This is a genomic window from uncultured Adlercreutzia sp. (genome assembly GCF_958431955.1).
Lineage (GTDB): Bacteria > Actinomycetota > Coriobacteriia > Coriobacteriales > Eggerthellaceae > Adlercreutzia.
Genome location: NZ_CAUASN010000010.1, coordinates 23,197 through 44,039 on the forward strand (window position 1 = coordinate 23,197; position 20,843 = coordinate 44,039).

The 20,843-nt window shown below is 66.9% G+C and carries 14 protein-coding genes and 1 tRNA gene; 9 read left to right on the forward strand and 6 right to left on the reverse strand.

Annotation, left to right across the window (positions count from 1 at the left end; all coding sequences use genetic code 11):
- Positions 1 to 39: 39 nt before the first annotated feature.
- The gene (dinB, locus tag Q5064_RS04760; RefSeq protein ID WP_302962714.1) at positions 40 to 1,344 is read right to left on the reverse strand and encodes a DNA polymerase IV; all 1,305 of its coding nucleotides are present in this window, start codon (positions 1,342 to 1,344) and stop codon (positions 40 to 42) included.
- Between the two features lie 91 nt (positions 1,345 to 1,435).
- Positions 1,436 to 2,308, reverse strand: a complete 873-nt coding sequence (locus Q5064_RS04765; RefSeq protein WP_302962716.1) for a DegV family protein — start codon at positions 2,306 to 2,308, stop codon at positions 1,436 to 1,438.
- A 278-nt stretch (positions 2,309 to 2,586) separates the two neighbouring features.
- On the opposite strand from Q5064_RS04765, the gene ileS reads away from it, so the two are divergent.
- Genes ileS through hemH form a run of 4 tightly spaced genes read left to right on the forward strand, consistent with a single transcriptional unit; the run spans position 2,587 to position 8,252 of the window.
- Positions 2,587 to 5,427 (forward strand): isoleucine--tRNA ligase, encoded by a 2,841-nt coding sequence (ileS, locus tag Q5064_RS04770; RefSeq protein ID WP_302962717.1) that lies wholly within the window; start codon positions 2,587 to 2,589, stop codon positions 5,425 to 5,427.
- Entirely contained in the window at positions 5,428 to 6,003 is a 576-nt protein-coding gene (gene lspA / locus Q5064_RS04775) for a signal peptidase II (RefSeq protein WP_302962719.1), read from the forward strand. It begins immediately after the preceding gene.
- Positions 6,004 to 6,013: 10 nt separating this feature from the next.
- Entirely contained in the window at positions 6,014 to 7,072 is a 1,059-nt protein-coding gene (locus Q5064_RS04780; RefSeq protein WP_302962721.1) for an RluA family pseudouridine synthase, read from the forward strand.
- Positions 7,065 to 8,252 carry a ferrochelatase gene (gene hemH, locus Q5064_RS04785; RefSeq protein WP_302962722.1) on the forward strand — a complete coding sequence of 396 codons (1,188 nt, stop codon included), beginning with the start codon at positions 7,065 to 7,067 and terminating at the stop codon, positions 8,250 to 8,252. Before Q5064_RS04780 ends, hemH begins: the two co-directional genes overlap by 8 nt.
- Before the next feature lie 126 nt (positions 8,253 to 8,378).
- Here the strand turns inward: hemH and Q5064_RS04790 are convergent, their stop codons facing one another.
- A complete protein-coding gene (locus tag Q5064_RS04790; RefSeq protein WP_302962723.1) occupies positions 8,379 to 10,052 on the reverse strand; it encodes an FAD-dependent oxidoreductase in 1,674 nt (557 codons plus the stop codon).
- Between the two features lie 268 nt (positions 10,053 to 10,320).
- On the opposite strand from Q5064_RS04790, the gene Q5064_RS04795 reads away from it, so the two are divergent.
- Complete coding sequence (locus Q5064_RS04795; RefSeq protein ID WP_302962724.1) at positions 10,321 to 11,757, forward strand: LuxR C-terminal-related transcriptional regulator; 1,437 nt, start codon at positions 10,321 to 10,323, stop codon at positions 11,755 to 11,757.
- A gap of 286 nt (positions 11,758 to 12,043) precedes the next feature.
- Here Q5064_RS04795 and Q5064_RS04800 read toward each other — a convergent pair whose 3' ends face one another.
- Complete coding sequence (locus Q5064_RS04800) at positions 12,044 to 12,976, reverse strand: LysR family transcriptional regulator (protein ID WP_302962725.1); 933 nt, start codon at positions 12,974 to 12,976, stop codon at positions 12,044 to 12,046.
- A 327-nt stretch (positions 12,977 to 13,303) separates the two neighbouring features.
- Between Q5064_RS04800 and Q5064_RS04805 the strand changes: the two genes are divergently transcribed.
- Complete coding sequence (locus Q5064_RS04805) at positions 13,304 to 14,629, forward strand: coproporphyrinogen III oxidase family protein (protein ID WP_302962727.1); 1,326 nt, start codon at positions 13,304 to 13,306, stop codon at positions 14,627 to 14,629.
- A gap of 88 nt (positions 14,630 to 14,717) precedes the next feature.
- On the opposite strand, the gene Q5064_RS04810 is transcribed toward Q5064_RS04805, so the two are convergent.
- Positions 14,718 to 16,133 (reverse strand): LuxR family transcriptional regulator, encoded by a 1,416-nt coding sequence (locus Q5064_RS04810; RefSeq protein WP_302962728.1) that lies wholly within the window; start codon positions 16,131 to 16,133, stop codon positions 14,718 to 14,720.
- Positions 16,134 to 16,299: 166 nt separating this feature from the next.
- The gene (locus Q5064_RS04815; protein ID WP_302962729.1) at positions 16,300 to 17,922 is read right to left on the reverse strand and encodes an FAD-dependent oxidoreductase; all 1,623 of its coding nucleotides are present in this window, start codon (positions 17,920 to 17,922) and stop codon (positions 16,300 to 16,302) included.
- A 650-nt stretch (positions 17,923 to 18,572) separates the two neighbouring features.
- Between Q5064_RS04815 and Q5064_RS04820 the strand changes: the two genes are divergently transcribed.
- The 3 genes from Q5064_RS04820 (at position 18,573) to brnQ (ending at position 20,674) form a co-directional block, all read left to right on the forward strand.
- A tRNA-Pro gene (locus Q5064_RS04820) sits at positions 18,573 to 18,649 on the forward strand.
- Between the two features lie 115 nt (positions 18,650 to 18,764).
- Entirely contained in the window at positions 18,765 to 19,223 is a 459-nt protein-coding gene (locus Q5064_RS04825; protein WP_302962730.1) for a hypothetical protein, read from the forward strand.
- Between the two features lie 161 nt (positions 19,224 to 19,384).
- A complete protein-coding gene (brnQ, locus tag Q5064_RS04830) occupies positions 19,385 to 20,674 on the forward strand; it encodes a branched-chain amino acid transport system II carrier protein (protein WP_302962733.1) in 1,290 nt (429 codons plus the stop codon).
- The last annotated feature ends 169 nt before the right edge of the window (positions 20,675 to 20,843 follow it).

Genomic DNA, 20,843 nt, shown 5'->3' on the forward strand with positions numbered 1-20,843 from the left:
CCCTGCCGCCGGGACCGCACACTGCTGACGCGGCTTGCGCTACTTGTAGTCCTCCACGTTCTTCGACGAACTGCCCGTGGTGTTGCCCTCGTTGCGCAGCTCGAAGCCGAAGCGCACGGTGGCGTCGCCGAAGCGGTCGCGCAGGGCGTCGGTGGCGGCCAGAAGCTGGCGGCGCTTCGCGTCGTCGGCGATGAGGGGCGTCGCCTCGCGCGCGGCAGGGGAGCTCTCGCGCCCGTCCAGCCCGTCGGCGTCGAAGAGGCTCTCCTGCACCGGTCCCGTCTCCTCCTCGAAGCGGCTCACCGCCACGCCGAGCAGGCGCACCTTCGCGCCCGGCACCCAGATGTCGTCGATCATGGCGTGGATAAGCGGGGTGAAGGCGATGTCGTCGTCGGTGGGACGGGGCAGCTGGCGCTGCACCGAGTGGGTGGTGCGGTCGGCGAAGCGCACCTTCACGGCGACAGTGCGCCCGGCGAGCCCCTTCCGGCGCAGCCGGCGGCCCACCTTGGCCGCGATGGTGGAGAGCGCCGCCTCGATGTCGGCCCGCTCGGTGAGGTCGCGGGCGAAGGTGACCTCGTTGGAGACCGACTTCACCGTGTCGTCCTCCTCCACGGCCGATCGGTCGCGGCCCAGGGCGCGCTCGCGCATCATCTCGCCGTTCTTCCCGAACACGCGCCGCAGAAGCGAGGCGTCGGCGCGGCCCATGTCGCCCAAGGTGCGGATGCCGTGGGCCGTGAGCACCCGCTCGGCGGCGGCGCCCACGCCGCTTACGGTGCGCACGGGCAAATCGGCCAGGAAGGCCTCCTCGGCGCCGGGCCACACCACGGTGAGGCCGCGGGGCTTGTCGGCATCGGAGGCGATCTTGGCCACCGACTTGGTGGCGCCCACGCCCACCGAGCAGGTGACGCCGAGTTCTGCCACGCGGCGCTGGATGCGCTCGGCTATGCGCACGGGGTGCTCGGTGTTCACGGCGGTGGGGGAGACGTCCATGAAGGCCTCGTCGATGGAGACCTGCTGCACGTGGGGCGTCTCGTCGCGCAGGATAGCCATGATGGCCGCCGACACCTCGCGGTAGCGATGGAAATTGCCGTGGGTCCAGATGGCCTCGGGGCACAGCTCGCGGGCAAGTGAAGCCGCCATGGCGCTGCGCACGCCGAAGGCGCGGGCCTCGTAGGAGCAGGTGGACACCACTCCGTGGGCGTCGGCGTCGCCGCCCACGATGACGGGCTTGCCGCGCCAGCCGGGATGGTCGAGTTGCTCCACCGAGGCGAAGAAGGCGTCCAAATCCACGAGCAGGATGGCCGGCCCCTCCCAGGGCGGAAGCGTTATGTCGATGGCGTCGTCCATGGGGCCATTGTAGCGCATGGAGGATGAGAAGGGTACATCTGTTCTGAATGTGGCGAAAAAGAGAGCCGGCCCCGCGGCCAGCTCCCGGTGCCTAGCGCTCGCTTGCCAGGAAGAACAGGGCCATGGTGCCCGGGCCCGAATGGGCGCCGATGACCGGGTCCACCCAGTTGATGAGGATATCGCTCACGCCGAAGCGCTCGCGGACGAGGTCGGCCACGTACTCGGCGTCTTCCAAACAGTCGCCGTGGGTGATGAACACCGTCTGGTCGGCCACGGGTGCTGTGGCCGTCTGCTCCATGTGGTCCACGAGCGCCTTGAGCGACTTCTTGCGGCCGCGCACCTTCTCGAGCGGGATGAGATGCCCCTCGTCGTCCACGTGCATGACCGGCTTGATGTTCAGAAGCGTGCCCGCCCAGGCGCTCGTGCGCGAGACGCGGCCGCCGCGGAACAGGAACATGAGGTCGTCCACGGTGAACCAGTGGGCCAGGTGCAGCTTGTTGTCCTCCACCCAGTCGCGCACCTCCTCGATGGTCTTGCCCTCCTCGCGCATCTTCGCCGCGTAGTAGACGAGCAGGCCCTCGCCGAGGGAGGCGGCGAGCGTGTCCACGGAGGCTACCGTGCGGTCGGGGTAGAGGCCGCCCAGCTCGGTGAGCAGAAGCTCGATGGCCTGGTAGGTGCCGGAAAGGCCGCTGGAGAACCCCAGGTAGAGCACATCGCGGCCCTCCTTCAGCAGCGCCTCGATGGTCTCGCGCGACTCCTTCAGGTTCGGAAGCGACGTGGTGATGACCTTGCCCTCGCGCATCATGGTGTAGAACTGGGACAGGTCGGTTTTCTCGCCCTTCAGGTAGCTGCGGTACTCCTCGCCGTCCACCATGAAGGTGAGGGGCAGCACGGCCAGGTCGTACTGGTCGATGATGTCCTCGGGCAGGTTGCTCGAGGAGTCGGTGACAATGGCAAAGCTCATGGGCGCTCCTATCGGGTTCTCGGGCCGCGTCTCCTCGGCGCGCCCGCGTTTCGCTGGCGCTATTCTAGCGCATGGAGCGCGGGGGAGGGCGGCGGGAGGGGAAGCTGTAACCTAAGCCGCGCCGCCCTTCGGCGGTTTTTACGCGCAGAGGGTGCCGCGACCTGTTCACGGGCGCCTTTCCTTGCCGTATACTAGACCAGTTGCACTTCCGGGCGCACTGTACCGGTGCGCCTTTGGATCATAGCCGGATGCGAGACGGGAAGAAGAGGTAGTTAACGGTGGCAAGCAACTACAAGGACACGATGAACCTGCCCAGCACCGATTTCCCCATGCGCGGGAACCTGCCGGCGCAGGAGCCCAAGCGCCTGGAGACGTGGCAGGAAGAGGACATCTACCGCCGCGTGCTGGAGAAGAACGCCGACGGCAAGCCCTTCATCCTGCACGACGGGCCGCCCTATGCCAACGGCCCCATCCACATCGGCCACGCCTTCAACAAGATCCTCAAGGACTTCGTGGTGAAAAGCCATGCCCAGCGCGGGTACTTCAGCCCCTACATCCCCGGCTGGGACTGCCACGGCCAGCCCATCGAGCACATGGTGGAGGTGACCATCGGGCCTGAGCGCATGGCCGAGATCACCCAGCCTGAGCTGCGCCAGCTGTGCCGCGAGTGGGCCGAGAAGTATGTCGACATCCAGCGCGAGGGCTTCAAGCGCCTCGGCGTGAATGCCGACTGGGAGCATCCCTACCTCACCTTCATCCCGAACTACGAGGCCGGCAACGTGGAGATCTTCAAGGACCTGTACCTGAAGGGCTCGGTCTACCGCGGCCGCAAGCCCATCCACTGGTGCACGAACTGCCACACCGCCCTGGCCGAGGCCGAGATCGAGTACGGCGACGAGGTGTCGCCGTCCATCTACGTGAAGTTCAAGCTGGATGCCACGCCCGGCATCTTCGAGGCGGCCGGTGCCGAAGGCGACGCCTTCATCCTCATCTGGACCACCACCCCCTGGACGCTGCCGGCCAACACCGCCGTGTCGCTTGCGCCCGAGGCCGACTACGTGATGGTGCAGGTGGCGGGCGACAACCTCATCATGGCCAAGGAGCTCGTGGAAGCGGTGGCCGAGGTGGCCGGCTGGGAGGACTACGCGCTTGTGGCCGACGGTGCTGGCGAGCCGGTGACCATCAAGGGCAAGCAGCTGTTCGGCCTCACCTACACCGCGCCGGTGCGTCACGACATCAAGGGCACCGTCATCTACGGCGACCATGTGACTCTCGACACGGGCACCGGCGCCGTGCACACGGCTCCCGGCCACGGCCAGGACGACTACCTGGTGGCGCTCGAGTTCGACATCCCGCTGCTCATGCCCGTGGACGACAACGGCATGTTCACCGACGAGGCCGGCCGCTTCGCGGGCCTTTCCACCGACGAGGCCAACCCCGTCATCATCGACTGGCTGCGCGAGCAAGGCACGCTCGTGGCCGAGAAGAAGATCAACCACTCCTACCCGCACTGCTGGCGCTGCCATCAGCCGGTCATCTTCCGCGCCACCGACCAGTGGTTCGTCTCCATGGACAAGAACGCCCTGCGCGAGCGGGCGCTCACGGCCATCAACTCCGAGGTGAGCTGGGTGCCGGCCTGGGCGAAGAACCGCATCGGGTCCATGGTGGCCGACCGTCCCGACTGGTGCATCTCGCGCCAGCGCAGCTGGGGCGTGCCCATCCCCGTGTTCAAGTGCGCCAAGTGCGGCTCCACCGTGGCCACCGAGGAGACCTTCGACGCGGTGATCGAGCTGTTCAACACCAAGGGCGCCGACGCGTGGTTCACCATGGAGCCGTCCGAGTACCTGCCGCGCGGCACGAAGTGCGAGGTGTGCGGCTGTACCGAGCTTCTGCCCGAGAAGGACATCCTGGACGTGTGGTGGGAATCCGGCGTGTCGCACACGAGCGTGTGCCGCCACCGCGCGAGCGAAGGGCTGCGCTTCCCGGCCGATCTGTACCTGGAGGGGTCCGACCAGCACCGCGGCTGGTTCCAGTCGTCGCTGCTCACCTCCATCGGCGCCTTCGGCGTGCCGCCGTACCGTTCGGTCATGCACTGCGGCTTCACCGTGGACGAGGAGGGCCGCAAGATGTCGAAGTCGCTCGGCAACGGCATCGACCCGGTGGAGATGTGCGAGAAGTTCGGTGCCGACGTGCTGCGCCTGTGGGTGTCGTCCTGCGACTACTCCCAGGACGTGTCCATCTCCGACGGCATCTTGAAGCAGGTGTCGGACGCCTACCGCCGCTTCCGCAACACCTTCCGCTTCCTTCTGGGCAACCTGGATGACTTCGGCCCGGCCGACTTCGTGGAATGGGACGATTTGGAGCCCATCGACCAGTGGCAGATGGTGCGCACCCTGCAGCTGCTCTCCGAGGTGGAGGCGGCCTACGAGGCGCTGAAGTTCAACGCCGTGTACCGCGCCCTCTACGAGTACGTGAACGATCTGTCGGCCGTGTACATGGACGTGACCAAGGACCGCCTCTACGCCGAGGCGCCCGCATCGCCGCGCCGTCGCGCCGTTCAGACGGTGCTCATGAACATCTTGGAGGTGCTCGTCCGCGTGATGAGCCCCATCTTGTCGTTCACCACCGACGAGGTGTGGGATTGCTACCCGCCCGCGTGGCGCGAGGAGGAGGGGCGCCCCGTGTCGGTGCAGCTGGCCGGCTGGCCCACCGCCGCCGACTTCACGCCGGCGGTGCCCGCCGACGGCGCGGAGCGCGTGGCGGCCTTCGAGGAGATGATGGCCGTGCGCGAGGTGGTCACCAAGGCCCTCGAAGATGCCCGCGCGGCGAAGATCATCGGCAAGAGCCAGGAGGCGGCCGTCGCGATCACCGCGCCCGCTGCCGTGGTGGCCACGGCGCGCACCCTCGATGCCGCTGTGTTCGAGGAGCTGTTCATCGTGGCGTCGGTGGCCTTCGAGGAGGGCGCCGACGACGAGGTGAGCGCTACGGTGACGGTGGCCGCGGGGGAGAAGTGCCCGCGCTGCTGGAACATCCGCGAGCTCGGCGGCGACCCGTCCCATCCCGACGTGTGCGCGCGGTGCGGGGCGGCCCTGGACGCCATCGGGTACGAGGGCGAGTAGATGCGCCGCCGCAATCTGTGCGTGTTCGCCGCCGTGGTGCTTTTGTGGCTGGCGGCCGATATCGCCACGAAGGCGGTCTGCAACGGCTATGGGCTCGGCGAGGTCATCGCCGGGCCCTTCCTCGGCCTCATCCAGTTCCGCCTGGCCCACAACACAGGAGCCGCCTGGGGCATGTTCGGCGACTCCACCTTCGCCCTCGGCGTCATGTCGCTTCTGGTCTGCGCGGCGCTTACGGCCTACCTCATCGCCACGGCAAAGCGGGCGAACCTTGCGGAGGTCATTGGCGTCGCGCTCGTGGTGGCCGGCGGCCTCGGCAACGCGCTCGACCGCTTCAGCTTGGGCTATGTGGTTGATTTCATCGACACTACGTTCATCGAGTTCCCCACCTTCAACGTGGCCGACATCGGCGTCACCTGCGGGTTCGCGCTGTTCTTCATCGGCATGCTCTGGGGTATGCGGCGCGACGAGCGTGCAGCAGTGCCGGCGGCCGCGAAGCCGGCGGCCTCCGACGGCACGGACGAGCCGTCCGGCGATGTAGCCCGAACGGGCGATGCGCCGGGCCCCGAGGGTCGGTAAGGTGGGTTCCATGACACGATCGCTCTGCCATATCGTTGCCGCCGAGGATGCCGGCAGCCGCCTGGACGCGCTGGCCGCGGCCCGGGGCCTGTACGCCTCGCGTTCGGCGGCGGCGCGCGCCATCGAGGAGGAGCGCGTGTTCGTGAACGGCGCCACCGTCTCCAAGAAGCACGCCGTGGCCGCCGGCGACACCATCGTCTACGAGGTGGACGACGAGCCGGAGTCCGTTGTGGTGTACGGCGAGCCCATCGACCTGGACATCCGCTACGAGGATGCGGACATGCTCGTCATCTCCAAGCAGGTGGGCCTTGTCTGCCACCCCTCCGTCGACCACGCCCACGGCACGCTCGTGAACGCGCTCATCTGGCATTGCGGCGAGGAGAACCTCTGCAACGTGCAGGGCGAGGAGGCCGACCGCCTCGGCATCGTGCACCGGCTCGACCGCGATACGAGCGGGCTCATGCTGGCGGCCAAGACCGACGAGGCCGGCCGCGAGCTCATGGCCCAGATCCAGGACCGCGCGGTAGACCGCCACTACCTGGCCCTCGTCCACGGCATCATGGCCCACGACACCGGCATGATCGACGCTCCCATCGCGCGCTCGGCCGACGAGCGCTGCCGTATGGCCGTGCGCGACGTGCCGAGCGCCCGCGAGGCCATCACCACCTTCCGGGTGCTGGAGCGCTTCGAGGCCGGCCCCAAGGACGACGGCTACAGCCTCATCGAGTGCAAGCTGTTCACCGGGCGCACCCACCAGATCCGCGTGCACATGCAGTACACGCGCCATCCCATCGTGGGGGATCCGGTCTACAACGCCCACGGCCCCCGCGACGCGCGGGCCCAGCTCGGCCTCGAGCGCCAGTTCCTCCATTCCTACAGCATCGCCTTCGAGCATCCCGTCACCGGCGAGCCCATGGCCTTCGCCGACCAGCTGCCGGCCGACCTGCGCCGCGCACTGGATGCCCTGGCCGAGCGCTCGGTCGGCGTGACCGAGGCCGGCCGCGAGGTGTTCGCGCTCATGGAGGCGTCGCCGGTACCCTCGGTGGAAGGGAAGGTGCCCCATGACTAAGAAGACCGCGCCCGTGCCGGGCAAAGTGGGCGTCATCATCGCGAACACGGGCACGCCCGCGGCGCCGACCAAGAAGGCCGTGCGCAAGTACCTGTCCCAGTTTCTCATGGACCCGCGCATCTGCCCCATGCCGCGCCCGGTGTGGTGGCTTTTGCTGCACGGGCACATCCTCGGCAAGCGCTCCGCGGCGTCGGCTGAGAAGTACCGCGCCATCTGGACGGCGGCGGGATCTCCCATGACCGTGGCCTACGAGGCCCTCGAGCGCGGGCTGACCGACTACTACGCCGAGCGCGGGCTTGACGTGGAGGTGCGGGCCGCCATGAGCTACGGGAAACCCTCGCTCAAGGACGCCGTGCGCGAGCTGAAGGAAGCGGGCTGCTCGCGGCTCGTGGTGCTGCCCATGTACCCGCAGCAGGCGCGCTCCACCACCTCCTCGGTGGCCGATGGCATCGCCCGCGCCGTGCGCCGGGCCCATTGGCGGCACCCGGTCGACTTCATCGACGACTACAGCGAGGACCCCGTCTACGTGCGCGCCATCGCCGCATCCATCCGCAACGCCGGCTTCTCGGAGGAGCGCGGCGACCGCCTGCTGTTCTCCTACCACTCCATTCCGCTGAAGGACATCGAGGCGGGGGACGTCTACGAGCTGCAGACCGGTGCCACGAGCCTGGCCGTGGCCGGCGAGCTGGGGCTCGACCGGCGGGCGTGGACCATCAGCTACCAGAGCCGCTTCGACAAGGGCCGCACGTGGCTTTCCCCCTTCACACGTCCCACGCTGGTGCGCCTGGCGCGGGCCGCCGAGCCGGGCAGCCGCCTGTTCCTCGTGTGCCCGAACTTCGCGGTGGACTGCCTAGAGACCCTCTACGACGTGCCGTGCGAGCTGGAGCCGATCTATCGGGCGGCGCTCGCCGGCGAGCTGGTGGATGCCGACGAGGAGCCCGGCGCCTTGGAGAACACCGGCAAGAAGAGCGCCCAGTGCGATGCCCATCTGCAGGCCCACCGCGACGTGGCGCGCACCGTGCGCATGAAGCGCGCCGCCGAGGATTTCCGCCGCGGCGCCCACCGTCAGCCGGGCGATGACGAGCCCTTCGTCTACGTGCCGTGCCTCAACAAGTCGCGCGCCCACCTGAAGGTGCTCGCCCACGTGCTCGCCCCCTACGTGGGCGACACCGAGGCGTAAGTTCTTTCAAAACCTTCGTCCCTTGATAAGGAAAGCCCCCGATACCGGGGGCTTTCTTGTGGAATATGCCGTGGCAGGAGGGAGGGTGCGCTGCCGTGGCGGAAAAGGCTCGTCGCGTTACGCGGCTTAGGCCTCGGCCAGCTCGTGACCGAGCATATAGCCGAAGGTGATGCAACGGCCGTGGGAGTTGCCGGCCACGTTGATGGGGTAGTCCACCGCAGTGATGTCGCCCATGATGTTGCCGAGCACGTAGAGGCCTTCGATGACCTCGCCGTTCTCATCGAGGCACTGGAAGTCGTTGTTGCACTTCAGGCCGCCGCAGACGGCGAGCAGCGCCGGACCGACCTTCAGCGCGTAGAAGGGGCCCTCCTTCACGGGGGTGAGGAACACGGGCTTCTTGTAGTAGTCGGTGTCCTCGCCGGCCTCGCACATGCCGTTGTAACGCTCCACGGTGGCGCTCAGCGTGGCGGCATCGCAGCCAATCTGGGCCGCCAGATCCTCGATGGTGTCGGCCTCGTAGGCGATGCCCTGCTTCACGTACTCGGGGATCTGGGTCTTGAAGTACTCGGGAGCCAGCTCGAGGTCGCTGCCGTAAGGGCGGAAGCTGTCCCAGAACATGCCGCCGCCGTAGGGCAGGCCGTTCACGAGGTCGGTGGGCCAGTTCGCGTCGAAGATGGACCACGCCTCGCCGTTGGGCTGCTTGTTGATGGCCAGCGACTTGCCCTGCACCCAGGTGTCCTCGCACATGAAGCGTTCGCCGTTGTCGTTCACGAACAGGAACGGTCCGTGGAACCAGCAGAAGGCCTGGGGATGCATCATGGTGGGAAAGGGCAGGTCCTGCAGCTGGGCGCCGATCCACATGCCCATCTTGTGGCCGTCGCCGGTGTTCACGCCGGCCGGGGTGTACTGGCTGCGGGGCTGGCCGTACTCGGCGCAGATGGGGGCGTAGGCCTCGCACATCTCCAGGCTGCCGCCGATGTCGCCGGTGGCCAGCACGACGCCCTTGGCGGCGTTGTACTGCACATAGCCCTCGCCGGTCTCGCAGATGCAGCCGGTCACGCGGCCCGACTCGTCCTTCACGAGCTGCACGGCCGGGGAGTCGAAGACGAACTCGGCGCCGTCGCGCACGGCGTCCAGGTAGCACAGCTCGGCGCCGGCGAAGCCGGTGGAAGTGAGGCCGGCCTCCTCGGGGATCATGAGCATGTGGTAGCCCGGCTGCTCGGCGTACACGTCGTCGTGGCTGTAGAAGGCGCCCACCATGGCGGAGCCGCCGAGGGCCTCGCACTTGTCGAGCAGCCAGTTGGAAGCCTCCTCGGAGTTGTTGAAGAACTTCACGATGAGGTCCTCGTTCACGCGGCTGGCGCACTGGGCGATCCAGTGCTGCTTGGCGTTCACCTTGTCCACCGTCACGCCCAGCTCCTCCATGTAGCGGGAGTTGATGGCGCCGAAGCCGCCGCCACGTCCGTTGAAGCTCGCGGTCTTCTCCACCACGGTCACCTTGCCGCCCTTCTCGGCAGCCGCCGCCGCGCAGGCGCAGCCGGCCAGACCCGCGCCGATGACGAGGATGTCGGTGTCGACGGTGGAGGCAACATCGGTGATGGGCTCGGGAGCGATCTCCCACTCGTAGGCGGCCTCGCCGGTGGCGGCTATGGGCGCATCGCCGGAAGCGGGGGCGCCCCCCTCGGCCGGAGCCGCCGGCGAGCAGCCGGCCAGGCCCATGGCGGCCGCACCTGCGGCGGTTGCGGCGCCCAGGCCCAGGAACGCACGGCGGGACAGGCCCTTGGAATTCATGTCGGTCATAGGTTTCCCTTTCTTCTCAGTGCGGAGCCCTCCGCTCCGCCTCTGGTCCTAGGGAGTGCCGTCTCGCTTGGGTTCGCGCTTGCGACGGCACCGCCCTCCCGTCGTCTATCTTGGCAAAAGTGACGTTTGGATAACATCTGACGATTTGACCTATTTTGCCCGATCAAGTAAAAATGGGCCGAAGTGGCCCATAGCATTGGGCGCGCATTTTGCTACGGTTGAGCGTGGGTAGATGCGCTTGTGGCATCGCGCTTTTTAGGGAGGGACAATGCGGGAATCGAACGAGGGCCCCTTTGCCGACTGGCGGCTTTTGGGGCTCGGCTTCTGGCAGGCGTGGCAGATCGTCACGATGTGCACGAGCACCGTGGCGCCCAATGAGGGGCTGCTCTTCTCCGAGGGCAACGCCCTGCTCGGATTGCTCGTGCTCATGACGATCGGCTACGGTGCCGTCGTGGTCATGTCGCGGTGGTTCGCGCCCTTCGCGGCGCGACGCCTTTTCTATATCGTGGCCGCCGGCGCCATGGCCTTCGGCACTGTTGTCATGCCCCTGGCGGTGCTCGCCGGCACAGGCGCGCTCGGCTGGGCGCTGTTCATCGCCGCAGCCGCTGCCGCCGCCCTCGGCAATGCGCTTCTGCTCATCATGTGGGGCGAGCTGTGGAGTGCGTTGGCCACCGGGCGGGTGGGTCGGCATCTCTACGCCTCCTACACCTTCGCCTTCGTGCTCTTCTTCCTCGTCTACGCTCTGCCGCAGCCGGCGGCCGTAGGGGTGACGGCGCTGTTTCCGGTGGCGTCGGCGGCCGTGCTGTACGCCTGCCGCCGCGAACCCCGCCGCGAGCCTTCTGTCGTGCCGCTCGATGTGCGCACGATCCCCGTTGGGCGCCTGCTCGTCTGCCTCTTCGTCATCAGCGTCATATGGGGCCTGACCCAGGGCATGGTGGTCACCTTCGCCGAAGGCGATCCGCTCGTGGTGCCCAAGGCGCTTCTGCTGGCGGGGGGCGGTATCGGGGCCATTACGCTTTCCATGATGGTCACCTCGTCGCCTTCCGAGGCGCTCACCTTGTACCGGCCCGTCATCCCCGCAGTGCTCGCGGGTATTGTCTTGCTGCTGCTCGAGCCGGAGGTGTATCCCTTCTTGGGAACGGGGCTCATTATCATGGGCATCTACTGCTTGGACATGCTCATGATGCTCGTCTCCACCGATGTGGCCTTCCGCGGCCGCATTCCCGTGGCCCTCTCCTTCGGTCTTGCCGTTCTGGCCACGCGGGCCGGCACCCTCGTCGGATCGGTGGGAGCCGATTGCCTCATATTCTCGCCCTGGTGGTCGGCCCAGCTGCGCCTTGACGTGTGCCTCATCGCCATCCTCCTGCTCGCGGTCATCGGCATGCTCTTCTTCACGGTGGCCGACGTGCAGAAGATCTATGTCACACCGCGCCTTGCGCGCACCGACGAGTCCCTGGAACAGAAGTGCGCGGCGATGGCGGCCATGTGCCATCTGACCAACCGCGAATCAGAGGTCCTCGTGCTTTTGGCCCGCGGGCGCACCGTTCCCTATATCAGCGACGAACTCTCCATTGCCCAGGGCACCGCGAAGCACCATGTGAGTAACATCTACCGCAAGGTGGGGGTGTACGACCGCCAGGGGCTGCTGGACGCCATCGAGCAGGGCGGCGTGGGAAGGTCTGCGCTGGGGGACGATCGCCTTTAAGGACCGGGTTGACTCGCGCGATGGGCTCGCAGCCGAGTCCGCGATGCTCGTTCGGGGGGGGGTGCTGGGGCAATAGTCTCTCGATTGCGGAAAGTCGCCCTTTGATGGAACGGTTTCGAAAACACGCCCCTCGATTGCGGAAAGTCGCCCAACAGCGGGCGACTTTCCGCAATATAGAGCCCGATACGGCCTATGCACTCACTCTGAAGTCGTAAAGGGCGGTGGCACGCGTTCCTTTATGGCGACTTTCCGCAATTTCAAGGCGTGTTTTCGCACCTGCTCGAGTCTAGCGGCGGTTTTCCGCGATCAAAGCGACGAGGGCGTCCAGCTCTGCGGCCTTGCCGAAGCCGTCGGCGATCTCGCGGGCCACCCGCCGGGCGGCCTCGGGCATATCGGGCCGCACGACGAGCACCGAGCTCAGGGAGAAGGGCGCGTTCGCGAGGGGCCGGAGGCAGATGCCGTTCGTCACGAGACGCCGCGCGTAGCCAGTCTGGATGATGAAGACCTGGCGGCGGCTGGACACGTGGGCGAGCATGAGGTTGCGGTCGGGGGCGATGGGGTCGACCTCGATGCCGTGGGTGCGGAAGATGTCCGCGTAGAGCCGCTCCTTGTAGGGGCTCGTCTGGACCACCGTGCGCCCGCGCAGATCGCAGGCGAAGTCCACGGCGTCCTTGCGCGCCAGCTCGTCGTCGCTGGCGACCAGGACGGACAGCGTGTCGTCGGTCAGCCGGACGAAGGGCACCTCCATCTGGCGCGGAGGCGCCATGGTCACCGCGCATTCCGCCTTGCCGTCCGCCACGGCGCGCCACAGCTCGTCGTGATCGCCGTCGATGATCGAGAGGCTCAGCGCGGCGTCGTCCTCGAAGCGGGCGAGCAGCTTGCGCTTCTCGTCGTAGCCCACGAACATGCTGAGCAGCCCCACGCGTACGACGGCCGGATCGGCGCCGTCCAGGGAGCGGATGCGGGCGAGGCACTGCTCCCATGCGCGGTCCTCCTCCCGCAGGTGTCGCAGGAGCGTTCGCCCGGCCAGCGTGGGTGCGACGCCTCCCTTCCCGCGGGTGAACAAAACGGCGCCCACCGCCTCCTCCAGCGACCCCATGCTGCGGGAGAGCCCCTGGCGGGACAGGTAGAGGCTCTGGGCGGCCCGGGTGATGTTCCCCGTGGCGCACAGCTCGTAGAAATAGCGCCGCTGCTCGGCGCTCAGGCGAAACGTGGTCATGGTCTTCCTCTCTTGGGGACGGCCGTGCTGTCGTGGTCGCCTCATGGCGAAGGGGCCACTATAGGGCCTGGCCGTGCCGGGCGCAAGGCCCTCTGTTCCCGATATCGATGCCGCCGGTCCATGCCGACGCGGCCCGCAAGCACTCCGACCTGGCCTTCGTTGGAAGTGCAAACGGGAAGGTTGCGGATGGTCCGGGCCAAGTGTTGCCCTTCAGGACGGCGGGCGGCGGTTTGTGCATTCCCCATACCCTCAGCGGTCGGCTCGGCGTTTGCCCGGCCGGTAGTGCTACAATGCGCCTTACGCTTGTACCTACCAGGAGGTTTCCGCATGCTCTCAGAGCGCCTGCTCACCACCGTCGTCCGCACCATGACCGATAAGACGCTGGCTTTGCACCCCGTGCCCACGGGCACCCTGCCCGACCCGGTGCCGGGGCGCGCCTACACGCTGTACGTGCACGTTCCCTTCTGCGAGCGTCTGTGCCCCTACTGCTCGTTCAACCGCTTCCCGTACCGGGAAGAGCGGGCACGCACTCACTTTAAGGCCTTGCGCGAGGAGATGCGCCTTCTGAAGGAGAAGGGCTACGACTTCGAGAGCGCCTATATTGGCGGCGGCACACCCACGGTTGACATCGACGAGCTGTGCGAGACCATCGACTATGCCCGTGATCTGTTCTCCATCAAGGAGATCAACTCCGAGACGAATCCGAACCACCTCATCCCCTCGTACCTGGAGAAGCTCAAGGGCCGCATCCAGCGTCTGTCGGTGGGCGTGCAGTCCTTCGACAACGAGCTTCTGCGCCAGATGGACCGCTACGAGAAGTACGGCAGCGCCGAGGAGATCTTCGAGCGCATCGGCGAGGCCGCGCCGTACTTCGAGTCGCTCAACGTGGACATGATCTTCAACTTCCCGTCCCAGACCGAGGACATCCTCATCAACGACTGCGAGAAAATTGCCACCTGCGGCTGCCATCAGACCACCTTCTCGCCGCTGTACCAGTCCCACGCCACCACGCGCAAGATGGAAAGCGTGCTCGGGCGCATGGACTACGACAAGGAGCGCCGTTTCTACCACATCCTCGACGAGATCTTGAACGAGGGGGAGCGTCCGCTGTTCGAGCGCCGCACCCTGTGGACTTTCAACCGGCTCGACGAGAACCTGCGCCGGCGCCAGAACCTGGAGGTGGACGAGTACGCCGTGGCCTACGAGGAGTGCGTGGGCGTGGGATCGGGCTCCATTACCCATTTGGGCGACAACCTGTTCGTGAACACCTTCAACCTGGAGGAGTACGCGCAGATCGTGGGGGAGGGGCGCCTGCCGCTCATGGGCTGCACCGATCTGCCGCGCCGCGATCTCATGCGCTACAAGTTCCTGCTGCAGCTGTACAGCCTGCGCTTCGACAAGCGCGAGTTCGAGCGCGATTTCGGCGTATCGGTAGAGCGGGGGCTGCCCGTGGAGATGGCCTTCATGCGCGCCAACGGGGCGTTTGCCACCGACAACGACGAGGAGCTCACCCTCACCCGCGCCGGCCGCTACCTCGTGGTGGTGCTCTACCGCCAGTACCTGGCGGGCCTGAACAACCTGCGCGAGCAGGCCCGCAGCGAGCTTAAGGGCCTGGAGCACGACCTTCTGTTCGGCGACGGCACCGAGAAGTAGGGCATCGGCCGCGAGCTGCATTCAAGATGCGCGACGAAGGCTCCCCGCGGGAGCCTTCGTCGTTGGGAGGGGGTGTGGGGGTCGGGCCCTACTGGCCGCCGCACAGCTCGACGAGCTCCTTGCGGCAGTGGACGTCGCATTTCACGTAGATGTGCTGGATGTGCGCCTTCAGGGTACCCGGGGCGATGAACAGCTCCCGCTCGATCTGCGGGTTGGTCTGCCCTTGGGCGATGAGCCGGCAGATCTCGTCCTCGCGGGGGCTGAGACGGTAGCGGGCCGTGACGGCGTCGCAGCGCTCGGCGATAGTCTCGGCGCGGCGGCCCTCCTCGGCCAAGTCGTCGGTCTCCAGCAGGCGGATGCCCCAGCGGCTCGCCAAGTCCTTCTCCGAGAGCAGCATGAGGGTGCTCGCCAGCACGAGCATGACCACGGCGGCGGTGATGACGATGGACTGCACGCCTGGGGCCAGTCCGCTCGTATCAAGTAGATCGGCGCAGGAGCCGCCCCAGATGGTGAACAGGGAGTTCACCCGCATGATGCCCGTGAGCGCGATGATGGCGATGCCCATGCGCTTGGACAGGTCGTAGAACAGAAGAGATATGAGCAGCGACATGAGGGTCATGCCCATGGAGATGAGGTAGCCCGCCGCCGTGGTTCCGAGCAGCCCCTCGGCGGGAATGAGCAGAAGCCCGCAGATCATGAGCAGGAGCGGCGAGCGGAACAGGGCGCTCACGCTGAAGCGATCCGAGAAGAAGTAGACCACGACGAAGAAGGCGCCCATGACCAGCGCCGTCGAGAGCGACGAGTGCACGCCCGCCCCCTCGGGCAGCTGGTGGGTGCGCAGCCCGTAGGCGAAGGCGTAGATGCACAGCACCGCGAGCGGTTTCACCGGGTAGGAGAACTTCGGATACGCCCGGGGCGCGAGGTCGCGGGCGGGAAGCTGGCGGAAGGCGAGGACGAGGCAGCCCACGGAGATGAAGGGCAGAAGCACGAGCACTGCGGCGAGGCGCTCGGCATCGAGGCCCTGGCACAGGTAGGTGATGGGCACGGCGATGAAGCGGGAGGCCGCGGTGTACAGGGCGATGCGCATGAGGCTCAAGGGCACGATGGCCTCGTTGTACATGAGGAGCACCGCGCAGAACCCGAAGGCGCCGAGGACTGCCGCCGCAATGCCCAACCCTCCGGCGAGGTCGGGAGCCGCCGGGGCCGAGACGATGCACAGCGATGCGACGAGCATGGCGGCGCAGGCCGCGGGCTTGGCCCAGGGCTGGCTGTGCAGGGGAGCGAGGCGGCGCGCGAAGATGGTGGCGGCGATGCCGAGGGCCGCGTACACGTAGTCGAAGACCATATGGGGGTCGAAGGCGAGCGGGACGGGCATGCCTGCGGGCGCGGCGAAGGTGAGGGTCATCCAGGTGCGGGCGCAGCCGAGGGCGAACAGATAGGGGATCATCTGCTCCAGGTGATCGATGCGGCGCCAAGGGCGCCTTGTGCGCTCGGTGGTATCCATGGGAATCATTATACAGGCTCCAGCGTGCTGTCGGCGCGTGCCCGCTTCGCCCCTCTGCGCCCTTTCGCTCGCGGCCGATGCCGCAGACGCCGGAGCGCCCGCCAGCGGGGAGGGAAGCTGGCGGGCGCGCAGAGAGGGAGGGTGCGGGAGCGTTTGGGTGGCAGCCCTACAGGGCGGCCACGTAGCGGCCGGTCACGTAGCCGGAGGTGATGGCGCGGCCGATGGAGAGGCCCTCGACATCCATGGGGTAGTCCACGCCGCCGTAGAACTGGCCCGAGGCGTTGCCCACGGCGAACAGGCCCTCGATGGGCGCGCCATCGGCGTCCAGGCACTGCTGGTTCTCATCCACCGTCAGGCCGCCGAGCACCGCCGGCACGGAGTTCGCTCCGCGGGGCACGGCGAAGAACGGCCCCTGCTCGATGGGCACCAGGTAGTCGGCCCGCTTGCCGAACTGGCCGTCAGCGCCGGTGGCGCACAGCGCATTGTAGTCCTCGATGGACTTTACGATAGCGGCCTCGTCGATGGGGTCGATGTGCCACTCCTCGGCCTCCATGTAGGCGTTGATGTTCGCGGCCAGCTCGGCGAGGGTCTCGCCGCGTACGAACTGGTCCTCGGGGGGCACTTTCATGTTGCCCACGCCGAACTTCACCTCGTCGGGATGGGCCGCCGCCCACTGCTCGCCGATCTCGACCCAGTTCGCCGGCATGATGGTGAAGAACTTCGCGGCCATCGGGTTCTCGAAGTCGTACTCCTCCAGATAACCGCGCATGAGGTTGTTCAGGTAGGCGAAGGACAGCACTTCGTTCATGAAGCGCTCGCCGTGGATGTCCAGGTTCAGGAAGGGCAGCTCCAGGCGGGTGAGCGCGCCGCCGCCGTGGACCATCTTCGAGTGGTTCACCGGCGTCATCTGGGCACCGGCCCAGATGCCGGCCATCATGCCCATGCCGTCGCGGAAGGGGCTCATAGTCTTGAAGCCGCGCAGGTCGGGGCAGTAATAGTCGCGCATCTCCTGGTTGCCGGAGCAGTCGCCCGAGGCGAGGATGACGCCCTTGGCCGCCCTGAACAGCACGTTGCCCTCCTCGGTGGAGCAGATGACGCCGGCCACCCGGTCGCCTTCCTTGTACAGCTGCACGGCAGGCGAGTTGAAGAAGAACTCCACGCCCTCGGCGGCCACGGCGTCGCACACGGCCAGGGCGGCGTCGTTGTGGGCGCCCTCCAGGTGGTTGTAGGTGTTGGCGTGCAGATAGTAGGTGTAGCCGTTGTGCTCGCGCTCGGAATCGTAGGGCTTCGACTCGGCTCCGCCGGCCGCCGCCGTGTCGGCCCACCAGGTAACGGCCTCGAAGGAGTTGCGCGCCCAGGCCTCCAAAAGCTTGCGGTTGGAACGGTAGGCGTTCTTCTCCATGAGGAAGGCCACGCAGGCCTGGATGCCGGCCTCGTCGGTCTTGGTGGTATCCACCGAGGCTCCCATGTTGCCGGTGGTCTGGGCCGTGCCGATGTTCTGCACACAGGCTACCTTCGCGCCGGCCTCGGCGGCGGTGTGGGCGGCCGAGAGGCCCGACTCGCCGGCCCCGACGACCACGACGTCGAACTCGCGGGTGTCGGCGAACTCGGTGATGGGCTCGGGTGCCTGCAGGAACTCCGGCAGCGACGAGTCGGCAGCTCCGGTCTCGGAGAGCGCGGCCGAGTCGGACGGGGCCTTCGGGGCGCAGCCGGCGAGGGCTCCGGCCCCCACGATGCCCGCGGCGGTGAGGCCGGAGAGTTTGAACAGATCGCGACGGGTGACTTCCATGGTTTCCCTCCTGAAGACATGCGGCGCTTTCCTGTCGCCGCGTTCCCTGCGCCGGACGGTGCACTGCGATGTGGCGACCCTCTTTTTCGGATGGGATTGCCGCTTCCTGCACTGCCAGCGCCCTTGACGGCCCGCATCATGCCGCAACGGGTTCGGAGGGCGCATCGGGCCAGAGGGAAAATTTGGGTTAAATGCCTAACCCAAGCCATAACCCAAGGCGATGATCAGGCAAGACTCTCTCCCTGCCTTATCTCCTTCCTCGTTTTCGAAAATTGGCCAAAAACACCCTCGAGTGCGCTCGATGATCCGCTTTCTCGCCTCCCGCGAAGAGAATGGCCTTCTGAAAGTAACGAATAACGTATAATTTATCGATCGATCTTCGGCCAATGCGACGAATCGAAGGTCAAGGGAGCGCACTCGAGGGTGTTTCTGGCCAAATATTCCAAACGACTCCTGCGAACCGCCGAGAACCGACTGGCGGTAGGCTCGGTATCAACCGGCGCTGCGACTTGGCTGATCGCCTGAGCCTTTAGGGGTCCGGCGCTCGTTACGATGCCGTTGGGACGAATTTGGCAAAATTTCTCTTGCAATGTCTTGGAGGTAAGGGTACTATAAGCAAGCTGTTTGGGCGCGAGCCCGAAAAGCACGAACGGGTTGTGGCGCAGTTTGGTAGCGCACTTGACTGGGGGTCAAGGGGCCGCAGGTTCAAATCCTGTCAACCCGACCAGAATTGAGAGAGCCGGCTTCAAGCCGGCTCTTTTTTTATTGACTTATAGGATTCTCCGATACGTGCGCCGCAAGCGGAAATGCTAGGCTTCTCCTATCGAGTGAAGGGAGTTCCCATGCAGACGTTTCTTGCCGTCGATCCCTGCGATTATGAGATTCGCAGCCTCTACCGCTTCGCCACGCTGAAGCCGGAGACGGGGCTGCTGGAAGCCTTGAAGCCGGTGTGGCCGGCCAATCCGCGCCTGCTCATGATAGCTGCCGACTCCGATGACGCAACGACGACCGAGAACCTCGCCCTCGATCTGGCGTCGGCCCTCTCCAAAGCGGGTCTGGAGGTGGGGGAGGTTCGCGTGCTCGAGGCCGACACCGCCGAGCATGCGGCGCAGCTCATGCCCGGCGCCCAGGTGGTGGTGCTCGCCGATGGCGATGCCGAGAAACGCTCTGCCTTCTTTGCGGCCGTCGACGCCGCCCGTCTGCTCGGTGAGCTCGCTGACGACACTGTGGTCATCGCCCTGGACGAGGCCGCCCTCGCGGCGGCGGGGCTTCGCGTCGATGAGGGGCGCCGGTTCGGCTGACGGCTCGCAGGTGCCCGATCGCCGGCGAGCGTGACGCTCGTGACGATTCCGTGCCGCTTTGACGCTGAATCCGTAACCGAGCGGTCGATGCGTCATCATGATCGCTTCGCCTCGGCGACAATGGGCGTCAAATGTGGACGGAAACGGTCAGGGAGGGTGCCATGAACAAAGACGCGCTCGTGGTGGGCTTGGCGCTGTTCGCCATGTTCTTCGGAGCCGGAAACCTCATTTTCCCGCCGTTTCTCGGCATGGAATCGGGCTGGGAGTGGCCGCTCGGCCTTATCTGCTTCGTCTTCGTGGACGTGGTGATCTCCTGCATCGGCATCGTGGCCATCAACCAGGCCGGGGGCTCCATCCTGTCCATCGAGGGCGTCCTCGGAAAGCGCCCGGCGCTCGTGCTGAACACGGCGGCCATCCTGTGCACCGGCGTGCTCATCGCGAGTCCCCGCACGGCGGCCACCACCTACGAGATGTCCATCGCGCCCTTGCTGGGGGACTGGATCGGGCTGCTTCCCTTCTCGCTGCTGTTCTTCGCCGTGGTGCTGCTGCTCACGCTGCGCCCCACCCGCATCGTGGACATCGTGGGCAAGGTGCTCACGCCGGTGCTCGTGGCCGGTATCGCGATTATGGTGGTCGCGGGCATCGTCTCGCCCTTGGGGCCGGTGGTGGCTCCCGAGTCGGCCACGGTGGTGGCCGACGGCATCTCGGCGGGCTACCAGACCATGGACATCCTGGCCGTCGTGGGCTTTGCCATCATCGTCCAGGAGTCGGTGCGGGCCGCCGGCTATGCCGACGGGAAGAGCCAGCTGGCGGTGACGGCCCGCGCGAGTCTAGTGGCCTGCGTGCTGCTCGCTCTGGTCTACGGTGGTCTTACCTATCTGGGTGCCACGGCGGCCACCGTGGTGCCCCACGACGTGAACCAGGCCACCCTCATCACCCTCATCACCGAGCAGCTTATGGGCCGTGCCGGGCTCGTGGTGCTCGGCGTCGTGGTGGGGTTCGCCTGCCTGACCACGGCCGTGGGCCTGTGCGGCGCCACGGCGGCGTACCTGGAGCGCATCAGCGGTCGGCGCTTGAGCTACCGCGCGGCCCTCATCTCGGTGGTGGTCGTCGCGCTCGCCATCTGCAACCTGGGGCTCACCGCCATCATCAACCTGGCCGCGCCAATTCTCTCGGTCATCTGCCCGCCGTTCATGATCACCGTCGTGCTCATGCTCTTCCGGCGCCGCATCCGCAGCACCTGGACGTTCAAGGGCGCGGCCTTGGCGGCGGTGGCGGCGAGCCTTGCGCTGACGGTGCACGACGTGACGGGCCTGCTCCCCTTCGTGGAGGCGGCACCGCTGTACGCCTACGGGTTCAGCTGGCTTCCCCCGGCGCTCGCCGGCGCCCTCGCCGGGACGCTCCTGGGGCGCCGCTTCGACCGGCGGGCGCTTCCGTCGGCGGCGGCCTGATCGGCCCTCGGCGCCGGCGGCATTTTCGTGCAAGTGCACAACTAACCTTACCCTTTTACCGAACGATAGCCCCTCCACCTGGGACGGCGGCCGGCGCGGGGCGGCTTCTTTGCTATGGTAGGGCGAAGATCATCGCGATCTCGCCTCTGCGGGCGGAGCCTGCCGCCTT